Source organism: Bifidobacterium phasiani (genome assembly GCF_019331775.1).
Lineage (GTDB): Bacteria > Actinomycetota > Actinomycetes > Actinomycetales > Bifidobacteriaceae > Bifidobacterium > Bifidobacterium phasiani.
The window spans coordinates 21,834-42,535 of the sequence record NZ_JAHBBD010000016.1; the positions used below are offsets into that span (position 1 = coordinate 21,834).

Consider the following 20,702-nt stretch of genomic DNA (forward strand, 5'->3'; position numbering starts at 1 on the left):
GTGCCGGGCGTGCGTGGCGCCGATCGCCGATGAGCGGTCGACGCCACGCACGCCCGGCACCGTTCTTGTCGTCGGCGCATGCGAGTCGCGCCGCGCCGCGCATGCGCCCGGGAGAGGGAGGGTCAGCGCCTGACCCGGATGCCGAAGTAGTCCATGACCAGCTCGCAGAACATCATGTTCGACCACGAGAACCATTCGCGCGTGAACCGCGTCGGGTCGTCGACGCACACGCCCTCGTGCATGAGGTGCGTGCCGGCGTCGATGGCGACGAGGTTGTCGAGGATCGCGGCCTTCTCGTCGCGGCTCGTGGAGGTCAGCCCCTGCACCGACAGCGCGATCGGCCACACGTAGCGCGGCGGCGTGTGCGGCGAGCCGATGCCCCTGGCGTGCTCGCCCTCGTAGTAGAACGGGTTCTCCTGGCTCAGCAGCGTGCGCCGGGTCGCCAGGTACAGCGGGTCGTCGGCGGCGCAGTAGCCCAGATACGGCGCGGACATCAGGCTGGGCACGTTGCTGTCGTCCATCAGCAGCGCGTGCCCGAGGCCGTCGACCTCGTAGGCCCAGACGGTCTCGCCGGCGGCGTTGCGCGTCGTGCCGTGCCCGCGCAGTCCGGCGTCGATCGACTCGCGCAGCGCCCTTGCCCGCGCGGCGATGCCGGCGTCGTCGAGGATGTCGGTGAAGATGCGCTCGACGTAGCCCATCACGACGACCGCGAACATGTTGGCCGGCACGAGGTAGTGGTAGGTGCAGGCGTCGTCGCTGGGGCGGAAGCCGCTCCAGGTCATGCCGGTGCGCCCGACCGCCGAGCCGCGCCCGTCGGCGCCCAGGCTTTCGGTGGGGATGTCGCAGTCGCGGATGAAGAAGTACGGCGAGTCCTCATGGTGCCGCTCGAGCTCGAGCACGTCGAGGATGCGGCGGATGCCGGCGACGAAGACGTCGTCGAACTGCGAGACGCGGCCGGTGTTCGCGTGCAGCAGCCATGCCAGCTGGATCGGGTAGCACAGCGAGTCCAGCTCGTACTTGCGTTCCCAGAGCCAGGGGCTGGAGAAGTCGGAGCGGTCGCCCGGATCCCAGGTGCGCCCGTTGGGCTCCTCGTTGAAGGCGTTCGCGTACGGGTCGATGGCGATGTAGCGGAACTGGCGGCGCACCAGCCCCTCGATCATCGCGGCGAGGTCGTCGTCCTCGGCGGCGATCGGCAGATAGGGGCGCACCTGCGCGGTCGAGTCGCGCAGCCACATCGCGGGGATGTCGCCGGTGAGCAGGAACGTCGTGCCGTCCTCGTGGCGGTTGACGGTGGTGGTGAGCGTGTTGGCGAACGCGGCGTTGAAGTCCTCGGCCCAGTTCGCGTGCTCGTCGCCGCACAGTGCGGTGATGCGGTCCATGAACCGCTGGACGGATTGCGGGACGGATTCGTATGGCATGGTGATTGGCTCCTTTGCGGCTGGCGACGCCGGCATGACCCGTACAGGACAATCGTAGCGGCGTGGCGGGATGCAGTGTCGCGTTCGTGACCGTTCCATTCTAAACCGATTTAGTTTTAACGGGGAGATGTCGGGGGTGTCGTGCGTCGCCGACGGCTCCGTGTGGTTTGTTTAACGTTGTTAACACGCTGAAAAAACATTGGAATAGAGCCAAATCAATGGCATTTTTCCGTTTGCGGCATCGTGGCGGCCGCTTTCGTGTATGATGAACTAAAGCGATTTAGTTCACAACGGTTATGGAGCCGTCGTGCAGACAGGGCCAGGCAGTGGTCTCGCGGGCGCGGTCGCCCGTGGCCGCTCCCAGGCGTCCGCGCCCGGACCACGAGGCAAAGGAGCACGTATGTTCTTGCACATCGACCAGCAGCTCGAACGCTGCACGCGGGTCATCCGCCAGCGCGTGCGTCCGCGCGTCCACCCCGTCCTGGCGCATCTGGGCGTGCGCGCCTTCGACATCCCCGGCGAGCCGATGCCCGCCGACGGGTTCTTCGCGCGCCTGCGCGACGGCGGCGTCGCCTTCGAGCCGTTCGCCGTCGGCGGGCCGTGGGGCACCACCTGGGGCACCACCTGGTTCGAGCTCACCGGCCGCATCCCGCAGGACGCGCCCGAGGGCATGCCGCTGGAGCTGATGATCGACCTGGGCTGGTACGACCACTCCTGCGGCGGGCACATCGAGGGCCTGGTCTACCGCGCCGACGGCACTGCCATCAAGGCCGTCCACCCGCTCAACCACTGGGTGCCGCTCGTCGCCGCCGACGGCACGCCGCAGGTGGACGTCGACGCCGACGGCCGCTTCGTCGTCTACCTGGAGGCCGCGTCGAACCCGCTGCTGCTCGGCGTGCCGCCGTTCATCGAGACCGAGCTGGGGGAGCGGGCCACCGGGCGGCCCGACGAGCCGTACGTCTTCCGTTCGGCCGACCTGACCGCCTATGACGCCCGCTTCGAGGAGTACTGGACCGACCTCGACGTCGTCTCGACCGTCATGGCCGAGCTGGACAAGGACTCGCCGCGTTACTGGCGGATGGCCAAGGCGCTGCAGCGCTCGCTCAACGCCTTCGACGAGCAGCGGCCCGACACGGTGCGGGAGGCGCGCGCCGCGCTGGCCGACGTGCTCGCCAAACCCGCCAACGCCTCCGCGCTGGACGTCGGCGCCATCGGCCATGCGCACATCGACTCGGCCTGGCTGTGGCCGGTGCGCGAGACCCGCCGCAAGGTCGCCCGCACCGTCGCCAACGCTCTGGCGCTGATGGACGACGACCCCGAGTTCCGGTACGCGATGAGCTCCGCGCAGCAGTACGCCTGGCTGGAGCGGGACCATCCCGACCTGTTCGCCCGCATGAAGGCGCGCATCGCCGAAGGCCGGTTCATCCCCGTGGGCGGCATGTGGGTGGAATCCGACGGCATGCTGCCGACCGGCGAGTCGCTGATCCGCCAAATCAGCTACGGGCGCCGCTATTTCGAGGAGCGCCTCGGCGTGGAGCCCAAGGGCGTGTGGCTGCCCGACAGCTTCGGCTACACCGGCTCCTGGCCGCAGATCGCGCGCCGCGCCGGCTACGAGTGGTTCCTCACGCAGAAGATCTCCTGGGGGGACACCACCAAGTACCCGCACCACTCCTTCCTGTGGGAGGGCATCGACGGCACGCGCATCTTCACCCACTTCCCGCCCACCGACACCTACGCCGCCTGGATGACCGCCAAGGAGCTCGCCTACGGCGAACGCAACTTCCGCGACAAGGACCTGTCCGACAGGGCGCTGATGCTCTTCGGCTTCGGCGACGGCGGCGGCGGGCCCACGCGCGAGATGATGCACCACATCCACCGCTTCCATGACCTCGAGGGCGTCAGCCGCGTGCGCATCGAGGCGCCGGACGACTTCTTCCGCGAGGCCCGCGAACGCATGGAGGCCGAGGCCGGCGAGGAGATGCCGGTGTACAAGGGCGAGCTGTACCTCGAGCTGCACCGCGGCACGCTCACCTCCCAGCAGGCGATGAAGCGCGGCTGCCGGAGCGAGGAGTCGATGCTGCGCACGGTCGAGTACCTGTGCGCCTGCGCCGCGATCGCCGACCCGTCGTACGCCTACCCGCGCGCCGAGCTCGACGGGATCTGGACGACGCTGCTGCTCAACCAGTTCCACGACATCCTGCCCGGATCCGGCATCGCCTGGGTGCACCGCGAGGCCCGCGAGGACTACGCGCGCGACCTGGACCGTCTGCGGGGCATCGTCCGCGCCGCCTGCGACGCGCTGCACGCCGCCGACCCCGTCGCCGACCTGCTGGACGGGGCGCGCATCGCCCAGTACCGGATCGACGGCCGCGCCTGGACGCCCGTGGCCGACGCGCCGGCCGACGGCGCGGACGTGACGGCCGAGCGCGGGGCCGACGGCGGCGTCACGCTGCGCAACGGCCTGCTCACGGTCGTCGTCGACCCCGACGGCGCCGTGCGCTCGATCCTGGACGAGACCCGCGGCCGCGACGTGGTGCCCGCCGGCTCCCGGCTCGGCGTCTACGAGCTGCTCAGGGACGAACCCTCGGTGTACGACGCCTGGGAGATCGAACGCGACGCGCTGCTCATGCACACGGCCATCGACGGCGGGCGCATCGTCGAGGTCGCCTGCGACGGGCGGTCCGCCCGCGTCGCGGTGCGCACCACGTTCGGCGCCAGCGCCATCGACACCGTCATCGCCCTGCGCCGCGGCGCCATGGCCCTGGACTTCGAGTGCGCCGTCGACTGGCACGAGCGCGAGCGCTTCCTCAAGGTCGACCTGCCGATCGGCACGGTGGCGACCACCGCGCAGTACGACAGCCAGTACGGTCTGGTCGGCCGGCCGATCGCCAAGAGCACCGCCAGCGAGGAGGCGAAGTTCGAGAGCTGCACGCAGCGCTTCGTGCTCGTCGCCGAACCCGACTACGCGGTCGCGGTCGTCAACGACTCGATCTACGGCTCGGACCTCGCCCCGATCGCCGCCGACCCGGCCGCGGGGCGCGACGCGGGCACGATGGTCCGCCTGTCGCTGCTCAGCGCGCCGGTCTACCCCGACCCGCGCACCGACATCGGCGCGCACCGCTTCGCCTGGAGCGTGCTGGCCGACGCGACCCTCGAGCGCACGCTCGAGACCGCCGCGACCGTCAACGCGCCCGCGCTCGACGGGGTGCCCGCCATCGAGCCGCCGGTGCGGTTGGACGTGCACGGCGGCGTCGCGGTCATCGACTGGATCAAGCTCGCCGACGACGGCTCCGGCGATCTGATCGTGCGCCTGTACGAGGCGGCCGGCGGCCATGCCGAGGCGAGCCTGCGCGTCGCCGGCGCGCTGCTCGGCGCCGACGTGCGCGAGACCGACGTGCTCGAACGCGACGCGCTCGCCGCCGACCTGCCGGTGAGCCTGCCCGGCCGCGGCCGGTACGCGGCCGACGGCGCGCCGATCCGCCTGAACCCCTTCCAGATGGCCACGCTGCGCATCTCGCGCTGACCCCGTGGCGCCGCACATCATACGCAGTCAAGGAGAACCGTCATGTTCCTGATACCCGACCAGCAGCTCAGCCGCTGCGACCGCGTCATGCAGCAGCGCGTCGAGCCTCATCTGTACGAGACGCTCGCGCACTGCACGCTGCGCGCCTTCGACAACCCCGGCGAGCCCGAGCCCTCGGCCGACGTGCTGGCGCGCATCCGCGCCGGCGAGGTGGAGTTCCGCCCCTTCGACGTGCCCGGCGTGTGGGGCACCACCTGGGGCACCACCTGGTTCGAGGTCCGCGGCCGCGTCGACCTCGCCGCGGCCGCCGGACGCAAGGTCGACCTGGTCGTCGACCTCGGCTGGCTGCACCACCGCGGCCCCGGCTTCCAGGCCGAGGGCCTGGTCTACCGCGCCGACGGCACGGCGATCAAATCCGCCAACCCGCGCAACTGCTGGGTCCCGCTGGTCGCCGCCGACGGCACGCCCAACGTCGACCTCGACGCCGACGGACGATTCACCGTCTATGTCGAGGCCGCGGCCAACCCCTTCGTCGAGGGGCCGACCCCGTACTCGCCGACCGAGCTGGGCGAGGAGGCCACCGGCCGCCCCGACTTCCCGTACACGCTGGGGCGCATGGACGTGTGCGCGTTCAACCAGGACGTGTTCGACTACATGATGGACCTGGAGACCGCCTCGTCGCTGATGCGCGAGCTGAACGACGACGACCCGCGCTACTGGCAGCTCGCCAAGGCCCTGCAGCGCTCGCTCAACGCCTACGACGAACGCGATCTGGACACCGTGGCCGCGGCGCGCGCCGCGCTCGCCGGCGTGCTGGCCGAGCCGGCCGCCTCCAGCGCGATCGACCACATCGCCGTCGGCCACGCGCACATCGACTCGGCCTGGCTGTGGCCGGTGCGCGAGACCCGCCGCAAGGTCGCCCGCACCGTGTCCAACGTGCTCGCGCTGATGGACGAGGACCCGGACTTCACGTACGCGATGAGCTCGGCCCAGCAGTACGCCTGGCTGGAGCGGGAGCACCCCGACCTGTTCGCGCGCATGAAGGCGCGCATCGCCGAGGGCCGGTTCATCCCGGTGGGCGGCATGTGGGTCGAATCCGACAACATGATCCCCACCGGCGAGTCGCTGGTCCGCCAGATCACGTTCGGCAAGCGCTACTTCCGCGAGCGGCTGGGCGTCGACCCGCGCGGCATCTGGCTGCCCGACAGCTTCGGCTACTCCGGCGCATGGCCGCAGATCGCGCGCCGCGCCGGCTACGAGTGGTTCCTCACGCAGAAGATCTCGTGGAACGACGCCACGAAGTTCCCGCACCACTCGTTCCTGTGGGAGGGCATCGACGGCACGCCGATCCTCACGCACTTCCTGCCGTCGGACACCTACTGCTCGTCGATGTCGATGCACGAGCTCATGTACTCGCAGCGCAACTTCCTGGACAAGGACCTGTCGCGCAACGCGATCCTGCTGTACGGCTTCGGCGACGGCGGCGGCGGCCCCACGCGTGAGATGACCGCGCGCATCCGCCGCGACCACGACCTGGCGGGCGCGCCGAAGGTCTCCTTCGGCACCCCGGACGAGCTGTTCGACCGGGTGCGCAGGGACATCGTCGACGGCGCCGACGGCGAGACCCCGGTGTACCGCGGCGAGCTGTACCTCGAGCTGCACCGCGGCACGCTCACCTCCCAGCAGGACATGAAGCGCGGCTGCCGGAACGAGGAGTCGATGCTGCGCGCCGCCGAGTACCTGTGCGCCGCCGCGTCGCTCAAGGACGGCTCCTACGTCTACCCGCGCGCCGAGCTCGACGGGATCTGGACGACGCTGCTGCTCAACCAGTTCCACGACATCCTGCCCGGCTCCGCCATCGCCTGGGTGCACCGCCAGGCGCGCGCCGAGTACAGGCGCGACATCGCCCGGCTGAAGGCCATCGCCGAGGAGGCCGGCCGCGTCATCGCCGCGGCCGAGCCCGGCGACATGCTGGTCACGCACGCCGCGATCCGCCCCTTCGCCGCGGACGCCGCGCAGGCGTGGACCGTGCGCCCCGCCGCCGGCGGTCCCGCGGGCGAGCCGGTCGCGGTCCGCCATGACGGCGGACGCGTCACGCTCGACAACGGCAGGCTGCGCGTCGCCGTCGAGCAGGACGGCACCGTCTCCTCGATGCTCGACCTGGCCGCCGACCGCGAGCTGGTGCCGGCCGGCGCCCGGCTCGGCCGCTACGAGCTGCTCGACAACGAGCCGTACCAGTGGGACGCTTGGGAGATCCAGCGCGACGCCCTGCTCACCGCGCACGGCCTGCGTTCCTCGCACGTCGAAAGCGTCGACTCGCTCGAGGACGGCTCGGCCGTCGTGCGCGTCGTCGCCCGCAACGACGACGTGACGATCGTCACCTGCATCACGCTGCGCCCGGGCGCCGCCGCGCTCGACTTCGCCGCACAGGTCGACTGGCGCACCGAGGAGGAGTTCCTCAAGGTCGACGTGCCGCTGGCCGTGCAGGCCCGCAACGCCCAGTACGAATGCCAGTACGGCATGGTCGAGCGCCCGGTGCAGAAGAACTCGCGCGGCGAGGAGGCCATGTTCGAAAGCTGCACGCACCGCTTCGTGCGCGTCGCCGACGCCTCCTACGCGGCCGCCGTCGTCAACGCCTCGACCTACGGCTCCGACGTGACGCCGATCCACGGGCAGGGGGCTGCCGCCTGCGGCACGATGGTCCGGCTGTCGCTGCTCAGCGCGCCGCTGTACCCCGATCCGCGCACCGACCAGGGCGAGCACGAGTTCGCCTGGAGCGTGCTTGCCGACGCCGGCATGCCGTCCGTGCTCGACGAGGCGGCGCGTCTGAACTCCGCGACGCTCGACGGGATCCCGGCCTTCGAGCCGCTCGTGCGGCTGCGGCCCGCCGAGGGCACGGCCGTGCTCGATTGGGTCAAGCTCGCCGACGACGGCTCGGGCGACGTCGTCCTGCGCGTGTACGAGGCCGCCGGCGGCCGCGCGGTCGCCGCGCTGGAGACGTGCGAGGAGCTGAGGGGCGCCACGGTGCGCGAGACGAACGTGCTGGAGGACGGTCCGCTCGATGCGGGCCTGGCGCGCGCCCTCGGCGACGACGGGGCGCACCCGGCCGACGGCGCCGTGCTGAGGCTCGGCCCGTTCCAGATGGCCACGCTGCGCGTGAGCCGCCAGTAGATGTCCCCGCCCCGACGGGCGGGCCAAACCAACAAAGGAAACAGAACAGGAAAGGAAATCACCATGGTTTCGTCCATGAAGAAAGCCCTCGCGCTGACCGGCGCGGCAGCGATGCTGCTGACCGTGGCGGCCTGCGGAGGCAACGACACCGCGAGCGACGGCGGCAAGAAGGAGATCACGTTCCAGACCTGGAACCTCAAGAACGACAAGTACACGCCGTACTTCGAGGGCCTGATCGCCGCGTACGAGGAGGAGCACCCGGACGTCAAGATCAACTGGGCCGACCAGCCCTCCGACGGCTACGAGGACAAGCTGTCCACCCAGGCCGCGTCCGGCGAGCTGCCCGACATCGTCGACGGCGGTTCATCCATCCTGTACGGCCTGGCCAAGGCGGGCGCGCTGCTCAACCTCTCGCAGGAGGTTCCCGACGCCCAGTCCGACTACTACGAGGGTGCCTGGGAGGGCGCCACGATGAAGGGCAACGGCATCGAGGAAGGCGCGTACGGCTTCCCGTGGTACGTCAACGACGGCCCGACCTACTGGAACACCGAGCTGATGCAGCAGTGCGGGCTGGACCCGAACAACGTGCCCACCACCTGGGACGAGTACTTCGAGGCCGGCAAGACCATCACGCAGAACTGCCAGGGCGTCTACCTGGCCACCACGATGGGCTCGAACACCGAGGACTACGTCACCGCCGGCGCCACGTGGATGAACGACGACCACAGCGCGTACACCTTCAACGACGAGGCCGGCGTCAAGCAGCTGCAGAACTTCATCGACCTGTACAACGAGGGCGGCATCCCGCCGGAGGCCCTGGACTCCTCGTGGAGCCAGCAGTCCGACTTCTTCCAGCGCGGCACCCTGGTCGCGATGGCGGGCTCGGCCTACTCGGCCGCCGGCTTCAAGCAGAACTCGCCGGATCTGTACGAGCACCTCACCGTCGGCCCGCGCATCACGAACGACGGCCGCTCCGCCTCGGTGTCCTACGAACTGCTCGGCATCAGCTCGCAGTCCAAGCACCCGGACGTCGCCATCGACTTCGCGCGCTTCGTGACCAACGCCGAGAACCAGGTCGAGTTCGCCAAGCAGGCCTCGGTGTTCCCGTCGGCCCAGGGCGGTCTCGAGGACGAGTACTACCAGGACATCGACACCAGCACCCTTGAGGGCAAGGCCCTGCAGATCACGCTGGAGCAGGTGAAGGACGGCTACTCGTCGCGTCCGGCGGAGTTCACCGACGCCAACGGCTACAAGTACCTCCAGCAGCAGGTCGCGCTCGCCATGCAGGGCGAGCAGACCGCCCAGGAGGCCCTGGACAAGACCGTCGAGTACGCCAACGAGAGGCTGACCCGATGACGTCGACGGCCGATGCCGCGACCAGGCCGGAGGCCGGCAAGGCCTCCGGCCGGCCTGGACGGACCAATACCAAGCACGCGTCGCAGCGGATCGGCGGCGGGCTGGGGACGAGGATAGCCCCGTACCTGTTCGTCGCGCCCGCGTTCATCGTCGTGTTCGTATTCGTCATTCTTGCGGCGATCAACACGTTCAGGCTTGCCTTCACCGACTCCACCCTGCTCAAGCCGGGCAAGTTCGTGGGGTTCCAGAATTTCATCGACCTGTTCCACGACGAGTACTTCCTCACGGCGCTGCTGAACTCGTCGCTGTACGTGGTGTGCGTCGTGCCGTTCATGGTCATCCTGCCGCTGATCCTGGCCAACCTGGTCAAGGGCAACGGGCGGATCATGGGCTTCTTCCGCACCGCGTTCTACATGCCGGTCGTCATGTCCGCGGTCGTCGTGGGCATGATCTGGACCAACCTGCTCGACTCGCAGGGCCTGATCAACTCCATCCTCAAGGGCGCCGGCATCATCAACGACGCCATCCCGTTCCTGACGAACCGCTGGGGCATCCTGTTCAGCTCGATGTTCGTCACCATTTGGCTGGGCCTGGGCTACTACATGGTCATCTACCTGACCGCCCTGGCCAACATCGACGAGTCGCTGTACGAGGCGGCCTCGCTCGACGGCGCCGGCCCCGTGCGGCAGTTCGTCTCGGTGACGATGCCGGGCGTGCGCTCCACGATGGTGCTCATCATGATGCTGTCCACGATCTCCGCGTTCCGCGTGTTCAACGAGGTCTACGTGCTGACCAACGGCACGGCCGGCCCCGGCGGCATGGACATGACGATGTCGATGCTCATCAAGAACGAGGGCACGGGCATCCAGGCGCGCACCGGCTATGCGAGCGCGATCTCCCTGGTCGTCCTGGTCATCGTCGGCGCGCTGCTGGTCATCCAGCAGATCATTCAGAAGAGGGGTGAGGACTGATGAGGAACCATAGGAGGATCACCGTCGGCAAGGTGGTCCAGTACGTGGTGCTGATCCTGATGTTCGTGCTGCTGGTCGGCCCGTTCATCTGGGAGCTGTCGCTGTCCCTCAAGGGCCCCGGCGACAACGTCTACGCCGTGCCGCCGTACATCATCCCGAAGACGCCCACGCTGCAGAACTACATCGACGTGTTCCGCCAGGTGCCGGTGCTGCACTACATGCTCAACTCGCTGATCGTCGCGCTGATCTCGATCGCGGGCAACATCTGCCTGTCCACGATGGCCGGCTATGCGCTGGGACGTCTGAAATGGAAGGGCCGCGGCCTGGTGTTCGCGCTGTTCATGGGCACCATGGTCATCCCGGTCGAGGGCGTCATGATCTCGCAGTTCCTGATCATCAAGGGCATGGGCCTGCAGAACACCCTGCTGTCCGTGGCGCTGCCCGGCCTGGTCACCGCCATGAACATCCTGCTGATGACCAACGCCTTCAAGTCCATCCCGATGGAGCTCGAGGAGGCGGCCATGGTCGACGGCGCGAACCTGTGGCAGCGGTTCTTCCGCATCTGCGTCCCGCAGGTCAAGGGCACGATGACGGTCGTCGGCATCTTCGCGTTCGTCGGCGCATGGAACGACTTCCTGTGGCCGTTGATCACGATCTCCGACGAGTCGCAGTACACGCTGACCCTGGGCATGAACCGACTCAAGGGCATGTTCATCCAGGACCCGCGACTCATCGCCGCAGGCGCCCTCGTTTCGCTCATCCCGATCATCATCTTCTTCTGCTGCTTCCAGCGCTACTTCTTCCAGGGCCTGGAACAGGGCGGACTGAAGGGCTGACCGTAGCAAGAGAAAGGCTCAACTATGCGATTCGGTGTCAACTACACGCCGTCGAACGGCTGGTTCCATGCATGGCTGGATCCCGACTGGGACAGCATCGACCGCGATCTGGAGCAGATCGCGCGCCTGGGCATGGACCATGTCCGGATCTTCCCGGTGTGGCCGTACCTGCAGCCCAACCGCACCTGGATCAACCGCAGGGGCGTCGCGGACGTGCGGCGCATGGTCCACATCGCCGGCGAACATGGGCTCGACGTCTACGTGGACGTATTCCAGGGGCACCTGTCGAGCTTCGACTTCCTGCCCAGCTGGCTGGTCACGTGGCACACGGGCAACATGTTCACCGATCCGGACGCGGTTGCCGCCGAATGCGAGCTGATCCGCACGCTGTCCGGCGAGCTGTCGCAGGAGCCCGCGTTCCGCGGCATCACGGTGGGCAACGAAGTCAACCAGCTGTCCGACCGTCCGCATCCCACGCGGATGGCTGCGTCCCCCGAGCAGATCGACCGCTGGCTGGACGCCACGCTGCGGGCCGCCGGCTCGGACGGACGGCTGTCGCTGTACAGCGTCAACGACGGTGTCTGGTTCCTTGACGGCCACCCGTTCACGCCGGTGCAGTCCGGCAACAAGGGCGATCTGACGACCATCCACTCCTGGGTGTTCAACGGCGTCGCCCAAGGCTACGGTGCGACGAGCGGGGAATGCACGGCGTACGCGCTGTATCTCGCCGAGCTTGCCAGGGCGTTCTCGGCCGACCCGCACCGACAGGTGTGGCTCCAGGAGGTCGGCGCGCCCGAGAACGTGATGGATGCGGCGGACACCCCCGAGTTCTGCCGGCGCACCGTGACCACGGCGCTGGACTGCCCGAACCTGTGGGGTGTGACCTGGTGGTGCTCGCACGACGTGGGCTCCGCGATGTCCGACTTCCCCCCGTTCGAGCATGCGCTCGGTCTGTTCGACGAACACGGCGAGCTCAAGCCGATCGGCCGGGAGTTCGCACGGCTCGCCGCGGAGCACCGCGGCGACGCGCCGGCCCCCGCTCGCGGCACGGCGGTCGTCGTGGACGTGGACGACGCCGGCAACCCGGTCAGCCGCAGCGAATGCGGCCCCGGCGGCTCGGTGTTCGACATGTGGATGTCGCTGCATGCGGCCGGCGAACGCCCCACGCTCATCGCCTCGAACCTGGCGGCGGACGGGCGGGCGCTCGCGGCCCGCGGCATCACGCGGCTGGTGCGCTGCGACGAGCATTACGGCGCGCGGTTCTACACCGCGGTCTCCGATCCGGCGTTCGACGAGGTCGAGGCCGCATAGCGGGCCGCAGGGCGTGGACCGGCGGCGGCGCATCCGGCGATGGGCCGGACGCGCCGCCACGGCGTCACCGCGTGCGGGACGCGGCGGTGCTTCCGTCCGTGAACGGAAGAGGGAGGATGCCGGGCTGACCGGCGACGACGGGGTCGACGAAGGGACGGATGGGAATATGGTGCATGCGGCATCGCGGACGCAACGGAGCGCGGTGGTCGTGGACCGGCTGCTGGCCGGCATGACGTTCGACGAGAAGATCGGTCAGCTCAATCAGCGGCTGCTGGGTTGGAAGGCCGTAAGACGGCGGGGCGACGGGACCCTGGCCGCCAGCGATGAGCTCAAGCGCGAGATCGACAGGTGGGGCGGCCTCGGCGTGCTGTACGGCCTGTTCCGCGCCGACCCATGGTCGGGCAGGGATTGGGGCAACGGCATACGTCCCCAGGAACGGGGCGAGGCCGCGGCCGTCGTCCAGGAGACGGTGCTCGCGCGCGGCGCCCACGGCATCGGCGCGCTGCTCAGCGAGGAGGCGCCCCATGGCCACCAGGCGCTCGGCGGCACGATCCTGCCCACGAACCTTGCCCTGGGCGCCACCTTCGACCCCGACACGGTGCGCGAGGCGGAGGCCGCGGTGGCGGCCGAGCTCGCCGCCAGCGGGGTGCACATCGCGCTGGTGTCGGGGCTGGACATCGCCCGCGACCCGCGGTGGGGCCGGTGCGAGGAGTGCTTCGGAGAGGATCCGCTGATGGCCGCGCGGATGTGCGGGGCGATCGTGGAAGGCATGCAGGGCGAACAACGCAGCCGTATCGGCCACGGTGGCGTGGCGGTGGTGCTCAAGCATCTGGCGGCGCAGGGCGAGGCCGTGGGCGGGCGCAACGGCCAGTCCGCGATCATCGGCGTCCATGACCTGCGTGAGATCCACCTGCCGCCGGTCGAGGCCGGGGTGCGGGCCGGCGCCCTGGGGTTCATGGCGGCGTATAACGACATCGACTCGATGCCCTGCTGCGCGAACCCGTGGCTGCTACGCGAGTATCTGCGCGACGAGCTCGGCTTCGACGGCATCGTCATGGCCGACGGCCTGGCCGTCGACCGGCTCGAAACGATGACCGGCTCGATTCCGGCGGCCGGCCGCGCCGCGCTGCTCGCCGGCGTCGACGTTTCGCTGTGGGACCAGGGTTTCGCCTCGTTGGGGCGGTATGCGGACGACGAGCGCGTGGTGGCCGCGGTGGACCGGTCGCTGCGTCGCGTGCTGGATCTCAAGGCCCGGTTCGGTCTGCTGCCGTGCATGGCGGACGACGGGGCGGGCGGAGCCATCGTCGTGGACTCCTGCGGCGACGCGGCCGAGGATACGGGTCACGGCGATGCGCGAGCCGAAGACGGTCGTGCGCCCGAGCATGCAGGGGGACGCGCGCGCATCGTCATCCCCGACGGCGCTGCGCTGGATGCGGCCGTCCGCCATACCCGAGCCTTGTCCAGGCAGCTGGCTCGGCGATGCCTCGTCCTGCTCGCCGGCGTCGACTCCTTGCGTCTGGCGGGCCGTGCGCTGGCCGACGGGCAGGCCGGTCCGGTCGTCGTAGCCGGGCCGTTCGCCGATGACCAGGCGTGCTTCCTCGGCGACTACACCGCGCCGTTGCCCGACGGCGAACGGACCACGGTGTATTGGGAGCTGCGTCGCCGCCTTGGCGGCGACCGCGTGCTGCTGACCGAGGACGGAACGGGCCTGGACGCCGACGCATGGCGCAGGGCCGTCGTCGTCGTCGCGGTGGTGGGCGGCACCAGCGAACGCAGCTATGACAGCGCGTTCGCCGACAACGGCGCCGCGGCGGCCGTCGCCGAACACGGCGCGACCTGCGGGGAGGGCGTGGACCTGTCCCGGATCACGCTGCCGTGGGACCAGGACGGCCTGCTCGCACGCCTCCGGGAACGGACCGACGCGCCGATCGTCACCGTGGTGGTCTCGGGACGCCCGCATGTGCTGACGTGGGTCATGGAGACGTCGTCGGCGACGCTGTGGGCCGGGTACGCGGGGCCGTTCGGTCCCGAGGCCGTGGTCGACGCGCTGCTTGGGCAGGGGCCGATGCCCGGCCGTCTGCCGGTGACGCTGCCGGCAAGCCCCGGCGCGATACCCGTGCGGTACAACGACCGCCAGAGCGCCGCCGACGTGTACCGGGACGCCGAGGAACCGGTGCTGCTGCCGTTCGCCCACGGTCTGGGAGCGTTGGACGGCGTGTCGGTCGAGTCGTTCGACGTCGCGGTTGCCGGTATGGCCGTGCGAATCTCGGCGCGTCTGAAGTGCGGCGTCGAGCCGGCGCAAGGGGCGGTGACCGTGTTCGCCCGCCGGATCGGCGGCACGCGCATCCCGCGGCTCGCCGAATTGGTCGCCAGCGCCTACTGCGTTCTGGAGGCCGGTCGGACCTGCGAGTTCCATGCCGAGATCGGAATCGACCGGCTGATGGATCCCGGCGACGACGAGACGCGCGTGCATCTGTGGATCGGGGGAGAAGCCGCCCGACTGGAACGCGAGGTCATGATACGGCGTCCGGGCATATGACTGCGTCTACGTGTATATCGCGATATTCTAGAAACTACGGCAGTGCGGGCGGTGTGACGGCGATGAACCCGCACGCCGACGGAAACAGATCGGTGGGAGGAACCATGTCACGCCCGGGAAAAGCAGGCCAATCGGATTCGCCGTCACGCGGCCAGCGGGTCAGCCTCAAGGACATCGCCGACGAGCTCGGCATCTCCCAGACCGCCGTCTCCTTCGCCATCAATGATCGTCCGGGCGTGTCCGCGGAGACCAAGCGCCGTGTCAAGGAGACCGCCGCCAAGCTCGGCTGGAGCCCGGTGTACGCCGCGCAGGCGCTCGGCTCGTCGAAGACGATGACCGTGGGGTTCGCCCCCGCCCGCGCCCGCAACGGCATCCAGAACGACAACTTCATGATGCAGTTCATGGCCGGCATCCACCAGTCGCTCAGCCGCAAGGGCTACGGCCTGCTGTTCCGCCCGTGCGGCTCGGACAAGGAGGCGATCGCCGTCTACCGGGACTGGGCGCGGCGCAAGCGCGTCGACGGCGTGATCCTGGCCGACCTGTACGCCGACGACCCGCGTCCGTCCCTGATGACGGAGCTGGGCCTGCCCGCCGTGCTCGCCGGCGGCCCCGACCCCTCGAACCACGTGCCGTCGCTGTCCATCGACGACTCGGCCACGATGCGGACGATCCTCGAGCACCTCAGCCTGCTCGGCCACAAGCGCATCGCCTACCTGTCCGGCGACGGATCGCTCGACTACAGCCGCACGCGCGTGGCCGCCCTGCAGGAGTTCGGCAAGCGCGGCGACTTCGAGCGCATCTGGGTCGAGTACACCGGCTTCGACTCCGCCACCGGCGTCGAGCTGACCCAGAAGCTGCTGACCGAGCGCCGGCCGCCGACGGCGTTCATCTACGAGACCGACACGATGGCCGCCGCCAGCCTGCGCGCGCTGAGCGAGCTGCTGCTGTTCAGCGAGAGCGTCGCCGCCGGCGCCGACGGTCCCAAGGGCCGCGGGTTCCCGTACGACCTGCCGGCCATCGTGAGCTTCGAGGACAGCATCATGTGCGAGACGGCGTTCCCCTCGATCACCGCGGTGCATCGAGACGCGAGCCTGTACGGCACCAAGGTCGCCAACCTGCTGCTCAAGGTCCTGGCGGGGGAGTCCGTCGCGGGCAACCGCAGGATCCTGACGCCGAGGCTCATCGTCCGCGAGAGCACCAGAACGGTCTTCCCACGGCAACGGTAGGCCGGGACCGCAGGCCTCGCCTTGTCATGACCGGCATATGCCAAGGGCGCGCGTCCCGGAAACCCGGAACGCGCGCCCTTGGCGTTCGTGCGTTTCACGTGCGTGCGGCTCATACCATGCGGCCGTCCGCCATGAACATCGCATGGGCGTCGCCGCGCGCCTTGGCGTCCAGGTACCGGCGGAACCGCGCGAGCCGCTCGACGGTGCTGGCGGCCAACGGCTCGGGGAGCGCATCGGGCTCGAACCATCCGACGCCCAGGCTCTCCTCGTCGCCGACGTACGGCTCGGCGTTGCCGCCGGGCCTGAGCTCGCACAGGAACGAGTGGTCCATGTACATCGTCCGGTCGCCGTTGCCGTACACGGTCTCGCGCTCCGCGGAGACGACCGCCACCAGGTCGGTGACCACGGCGTCGACGCCCGTCTCCTCCTTGATCTCGCGCACCACCGTGTCGGCGGGCTGCTCGCCCGGCTCGTTGATGCCGTAGACCAGCGCCCATTCGCCGGTGTCCGACCGGCGGCCGAGCAGGATGCGGCCCTCGCCGTCGCGCACCAGGCCGGTCACGCCGACCAGCCAGAGCAGATCATGGCCGATCTTTTCGCGCAGCTTGAGTACGAATTCTGGAGTTGGCATGGTCTCACCTTCCGTCCGGCCATGATCCTTCGCGGCCTTGGCGGCCGCTCACCTCGCCTACGGACGGTCCACCGGACCGTCCGCTTGACGGCTCGGCATGGCCGATCTTCTCGCGCAGCTTGAGTACGAATTCGGGGGTCGGCATCGCGTCTCACTCCGCCCGTCCGGCGGCGGCCATCGCGGCCATCCAGGCCTCGACGCCCTCGACGGTCTTCGGGATGTCCTTGGAGATCCACTCCGGGCCGTCCTCGGTCATCAGCACGTCGTCCTCGATGCGCACGCCGATGCCGCGGAACTCCGGCGGCACCAGCAGGTCGTTCTCCTTGAAGTACAGGCCCGGCTCGATCGTGAAGATCATGCCCGGGCGGATCCGCGCGCCCTGGTACGACTCGTAGCGGGCCTGCGCGCAGTCGTGCACGTCCAGGCCGAGGTGGTGGGCGCAGCCGCAGGCGTGCCAACGGCGGTGCTGCTGGCCCTCGGGGGAGAGCGACTCCTCGACGCTCACCGGCAGGATGCCCCAGTCGTGCAGGCGCTCGGCCAGCACGCGCATGCACGCGTGGTGGATGTCCGAGTACGTGGCGCCCACCTGCGCGGCCTCGAAGCCGGCGGCCTGGGCGCGCAGCACGGTCTCGTAGATGTCGCGCTGCAGCTCGGTGAAACGCCCGTTGACCGGGAACGTGCGGGTGATGTCGGCCGTGTACAGGCTGTCGGTCTCCACGCCCGCGTCGATGAGCAGCAGGTCGCCGTTGCGCACGACGCCGGTGTTGCGCATCCAGTGCAGGATCGGCGCGTGCGGGCCGGAGGCGATGATCGTGTCGTAGCCGACCTCGTTGCCCTCCTCGCGCGACACCGAGTTGAACGCGCCCTCGAGCATGCGCTCGGAGCGCTCCTTGCCGACGACGCGCGGCAGCGTGCGCAGGATGCGGTCGAAGCCCTTCTTCGTGGCGGCCACGGCCTTGCGCATCTCGCCGACCTCGTAGGCGTCCTTGATCATGCGGGCCTCGGCGGCGACCTCGTGCAGCTTGTCGTCGGCCGCGGCGTTGTCATCCGGGTCGGCGAAGCCGTTGGCCTCGCGCACGCCCTCGACCAGCGAGGTGATCGCCGCGTCGGTCTCGCGCACCACGCGCACGCGCACCGCGCCGGCCTCGGCGCCGACGTCCTTGCCGATCGCGTCGGCCAGCTGCGCGATGTCGTGCGTCTCGATGCCGGTCATCGCGGCCAGCTCCTTGAGACCGGCGCGCGGGCCGACCCAGTATTCGCCGTACTGCGCGGAGGTGTAGTACTCCTCGGTGCTGTTGTCGGCGCGCGGCGCCACGAACAGTTCGGCGGTATGGGTCTTGCCGGCCTTGGCCTCCTCGGAGTCCGGGTCGACCGGGTCGAGCACGAGCACCGCGCCCGACTCGTAGTCCTGGCCCAGGCCCGTGTAGTAGGCGAACGTGGTGTCGGGGCGGAACGCGTAGTCGCAGTCGTTGGCGCGCACCTTCGGCGTGCCCGCCGGGATCACGATGCGCTCGCCCGGGAACTGCGCGCCCAGCGCGTCGATGCGGGCCTGGATGTATGCGCTGGACTCCAGCGGCGCGATCTCGGGCTCCTGGTCGTCCCAGCCGGTGGTCATGAACTGGCGGAACGTCTCGCCGGTCGGCCGCAGCGTGCGGTTGTTCACGCGGTCGGCGTTCGGCTGCTCGTCGCCCGGGGCCACGGCCGCCTCGCGGGCCTCGTACTCCTTGTCCTTGTCGGTGATGACTTCGCTCATCGAAAACTCCTCGTTGATGATGCGGACGGATGATCCGCTCCCATCGTAGTCCGTGCGGCGGTCCGCCTCCCGGCGCGGCTCGCTGCCGGCCCCCTGCGGCGCCACCCGTGTCGCGTCCGCGGCGGCGGGCCGGCCCGTCCGCATCGAATCGGTTGCCCCGTCCGCCTAGAATGAGGGGAGCTTTGCACCGCCGAGAGGAACGCGAGGGAACACACAGCATGTCATTCGAGCATCCGAACCAGGGCAACCGGTCCATCCGCGAGGTCGAGCGCGAGATCATGCGCCGGCCGCCGGAGCACAACACCACCAACCTCGACCTCGACCGGATGAACCTGATGCTCGACATCCTCGGCCACCCCGAGGACTCGTTCCGCGTCATCCACGTCACCGGCACCAACGGCAAGGGCTCGACGGCCCGCATGGCCGAGGCCCTGTGCCGCGCCTACGGCATGCGCACCGGCCTGTACACCTCGCCGCATCTGGAACGCATCAACGAGCGCATCGCCATCGACGGGCAGTCGCTGGGCGACGACGACTTCGTCGACGCCTGGGACCAGGTCCGCGACCTCGTCGACCTGGTCGACGCCCGGATGGAGGAGCAGGGCAAGCCGAAGATGAGCTTCTTCGAGGTGCTCACCGCGATGGCGATCTGGAAGTTCGCCGACGCCCCGGTCGACGTGGCCGTCGTCGAGGTCGGCATGGGCGGCGCCTGGGACGCCACCAACGTGCTCGACGCCGACGCCGCGATCATCGGGCCGGTCGACATGGACCACATGCAGTGGCTCGGCGACACGGTCGAGCAGATCGCCGAGGAGAAGGCCGGCATCATCAAGCCGGGCTGCACGGCCGTCATCGGCCCGCAGCCGCACGAGGACGCCGTCATGCCGATCATCGAGCGGGCGGCGGAACGCAACCGCGCCACGCTGGTGCGCGACGGCCACGAGATGGAGGTCGTCGCCCGCGTGCCCGCGGTCGGCGGCCAGCTGGTCACGCTGCGCACCCCCAACGGCACGTACGCGGAGGTCCCGGTCGCCAAGTTCGGCCGCCACCAGGCGCACAACGCGCTCGCCGCGCTCGCCGCCGTCGAGGCGGTCGTCCCGGCCAACGGCCCGCTCGACGGCGAGGTCGTCGCCGAGGCGCTGGGCGGCGTGAAGGTGCCCGGCCGCATCGAGCAGGTGCGCACCTCGCCGACCATCATCATCGACGGCGGCCACAACGTCAACGCCGCCGAGGCGCTGCGCGACGCCATCGAGGAGAACTACGACTTCCAGCAGCTCGTCGGCGTCGTCGCGATGATGGGCGACAAGCAGGTCGAGGAGTACCTCGGTGTGCTCGAGCCGCTGCTCAGCCATGTCGTGGTCACCGAGAACTCGTGGCGCGAGCGCGTGATGCCGGCCGACGAACTGGCCGAGGTCGCCGCGCGCGTGTTCGGCCGCGACCGCGTGACCTGCGTGCCCGACCTGCCCGACGCGATCCAGACCGCGGTCGACATGGTCGACGCCGCCGACGAGCTCGGCGTCGGCTACGGCCACGGCGTGCTGATCTGCGGCAGCTTCGTCACCGCCGGCGACGCGCGCACCCTGCTCAAGGAGCAGGTGGCGCAGGACCTGACCCGGCCGAAGGCCGAGCGCGCAACGTCGCCGGCGGCCGCGGGCCCCGCCGGCGGCGCCTCCGCCGACGGGCAGGGCGGACCGGACGCGCCCGCCGTCGACGCCGAGGCCGACTTCGAGTCGGACGCGAACCCGGACTTCGACGAGGGCGACTTCGGCATCTTCGACCTGCGGCAGGCGGCCGCCTCGATGCGCGATCTTGCGGACCGCGCCGCCAAGGGCGCGGCCGAGGTGCTGGGCGACGACGACGGCGCCGATGCGGCCGACCCGGCCGACGTGGACGCGGCCGATACCGACGACGCGGCCGGTTCCGTCGACGACGCCGCGGCGCCCCCGGCGGGCAGGGCCTGAGCCGCC

The 20,702-nt window shown here is 69.9% G+C and carries 12 protein-coding genes; 9 read left to right on the forward strand and 3 right to left on the reverse strand.

Annotated elements, in window-relative coordinates:
• Nucleotides 1–122: 122 nt before the first annotated feature.
• Nucleotides 123–1,418: a glycoside hydrolase family 125 protein gene (locus KIH73_RS07380; RefSeq protein ID WP_219082085.1), complete on the reverse strand. Its 1,296-nt coding sequence runs from the start codon at nt 1,416–1,418 to the stop codon at nt 123–125.
• A 400-nt stretch (nt 1,419–1,818) separates the two neighbouring features.
• Here KIH73_RS07380 and KIH73_RS07385 point away from each other — a divergent pair, with 400 nt between their 5' ends.
• The 8 genes from KIH73_RS07385 (at nt 1,819) to KIH73_RS07420 (ending at nt 16,351) form a co-directional block, all read left to right on the forward strand.
• Complete coding sequence (locus KIH73_RS07385) at nt 1,819–4,941, forward strand: alpha-mannosidase (protein ID WP_219082087.1); 3,123 nt, start codon at nt 1,819–1,821, stop codon at nt 4,939–4,941.
• Between the two features lie 42 nt (nt 4,942–4,983).
• A complete protein-coding gene (locus KIH73_RS07390) occupies nt 4,984–8,112 on the forward strand; it encodes an alpha-mannosidase (protein ID WP_219082089.1) in 3,129 nt (1,042 codons plus the stop codon).
• 63 nt (nt 8,113–8,175) lie between these two features.
• Nucleotides 8,176–9,468: an ABC transporter substrate-binding protein gene (locus KIH73_RS07395; RefSeq protein ID WP_236022651.1), complete on the forward strand. Its 1,293-nt coding sequence runs from the start codon at nt 8,176–8,178 to the stop codon at nt 9,466–9,468.
• Entirely contained in the window at nt 9,465–10,439 is a 975-nt protein-coding gene (locus KIH73_RS07400; protein WP_219082090.1) for a carbohydrate ABC transporter permease, read from the forward strand. The genes KIH73_RS07395 and KIH73_RS07400 overlap by 4 nt, the downstream gene beginning before the upstream one ends.
• The gene (locus tag KIH73_RS07405; RefSeq protein WP_219082092.1) at nt 10,439–11,275 is read left to right on the forward strand and encodes a carbohydrate ABC transporter permease; all 837 of its coding nucleotides are present in this window, start codon (nt 10,439–10,441) and stop codon (nt 11,273–11,275) included. Before KIH73_RS07400 ends, KIH73_RS07405 begins: the two co-directional genes overlap by 1 nt.
• Before the next feature lie 24 nt (nt 11,276–11,299).
• Nucleotides 11,300–12,586 carry a glycoside hydrolase 5 family protein gene (locus KIH73_RS07410; RefSeq protein WP_219082094.1) on the forward strand — a complete coding sequence of 429 codons (1,287 nt, stop codon included), beginning with the start codon at nt 11,300–11,302 and terminating at the stop codon, nt 12,584–12,586.
• A 166-nt stretch (nt 12,587–12,752) separates the two neighbouring features.
• Nucleotides 12,753–15,125, forward strand: a complete 2,373-nt coding sequence (locus tag KIH73_RS07415) for a glycoside hydrolase family 3 protein (RefSeq protein ID WP_219082097.1) — start codon at nt 12,753–12,755, stop codon at nt 15,123–15,125.
• Between the two features lie 104 nt (nt 15,126–15,229).
• A complete protein-coding gene (locus tag KIH73_RS07420) occupies nt 15,230–16,351 on the forward strand; it encodes a LacI family DNA-binding transcriptional regulator (protein ID WP_219082099.1) in 1,122 nt (373 codons plus the stop codon).
• A 109-nt stretch (nt 16,352–16,460) separates the two neighbouring features.
• Here KIH73_RS07420 and KIH73_RS07425 read toward each other — a convergent pair whose 3' ends face one another.
• Nucleotides 16,461–16,982, reverse strand: coding sequence for an NUDIX hydrolase (locus tag KIH73_RS07425; protein WP_219082101.1), 522 nt, complete (start codon nt 16,980–16,982; stop codon nt 16,461–16,463).
• A 151-nt stretch (nt 16,983–17,133) separates the two neighbouring features.
• Entirely contained in the window at nt 17,134–18,735 is a 1,602-nt protein-coding gene (locus KIH73_RS07430) for an aminopeptidase P family protein (protein WP_219082103.1), read from the reverse strand.
• A 218-nt stretch (nt 18,736–18,953) separates the two neighbouring features.
• Between KIH73_RS07430 and KIH73_RS07435 the strand changes: the two genes are divergently transcribed.
• Entirely contained in the window at nt 18,954–20,696 is a 1,743-nt protein-coding gene (locus KIH73_RS07435) for a bifunctional folylpolyglutamate synthase/dihydrofolate synthase (protein WP_219082105.1), read from the forward strand.
• Nucleotides 20,697–20,702 lie beyond the last annotated feature (6 nt).

Excerpts from the sequence above, each read along its gene's own strand:
- KIH73_RS07380 (WP_219082085.1), bottom strand. The coding sequence starts at position 1,418 with ATGCCATACGAATCCGTCCCGCAATCCGTCCAGCGGTTCATGGACCGC.
- KIH73_RS07385 (WP_219082087.1), top strand. The coding sequence starts at position 1,819 with ATGTTCTTGCACATCGACCAGCAGCTCGAACGCTGCACGCGGGTCATC.
- KIH73_RS07390 (WP_219082089.1), top strand. The coding sequence starts at position 4,984 with ATGTTCCTGATACCCGACCAGCAGCTCAGCCGCTGCGACCGCGTCATG.
- KIH73_RS07395 (WP_236022651.1), top strand. The coding sequence starts at position 8,176 with ATGGTTTCGTCCATGAAGAAAGCCCTCGCGCTGACCGGCGCGGCAGCG.
- KIH73_RS07400 (WP_219082090.1), top strand. The coding sequence starts at position 9,465 with ATGACGTCGACGGCCGATGCCGCGACCAGGCCGGAGGCCGGCAAGGCC.
- KIH73_RS07405 (WP_219082092.1), top strand. The coding sequence starts at position 10,439 with ATGAGGAACCATAGGAGGATCACCGTCGGCAAGGTGGTCCAGTACGTG.
- KIH73_RS07410 (WP_219082094.1), top strand. The coding sequence starts at position 11,300 with ATGCGATTCGGTGTCAACTACACGCCGTCGAACGGCTGGTTCCATGCA.
- KIH73_RS07415 (WP_219082097.1), top strand. The coding sequence starts at position 12,753 with ATGGTGCATGCGGCATCGCGGACGCAACGGAGCGCGGTGGTCGTGGAC.
- KIH73_RS07420 (WP_219082099.1), top strand. The coding sequence starts at position 15,230 with ATGTCACGCCCGGGAAAAGCAGGCCAATCGGATTCGCCGTCACGCGGC.
- KIH73_RS07425 (WP_219082101.1), bottom strand. The coding sequence starts at position 16,982 with ATGCCAACTCCAGAATTCGTACTCAAGCTGCGCGAAAAGATCGGCCAT.
- KIH73_RS07430 (WP_219082103.1), bottom strand. The coding sequence starts at position 18,735 with ATGAGCGAAGTCATCACCGACAAGGACAAGGAGTACGAGGCCCGCGAG.
- KIH73_RS07435 (WP_219082105.1), top strand. The coding sequence starts at position 18,954 with ATGTCATTCGAGCATCCGAACCAGGGCAACCGGTCCATCCGCGAGGTC.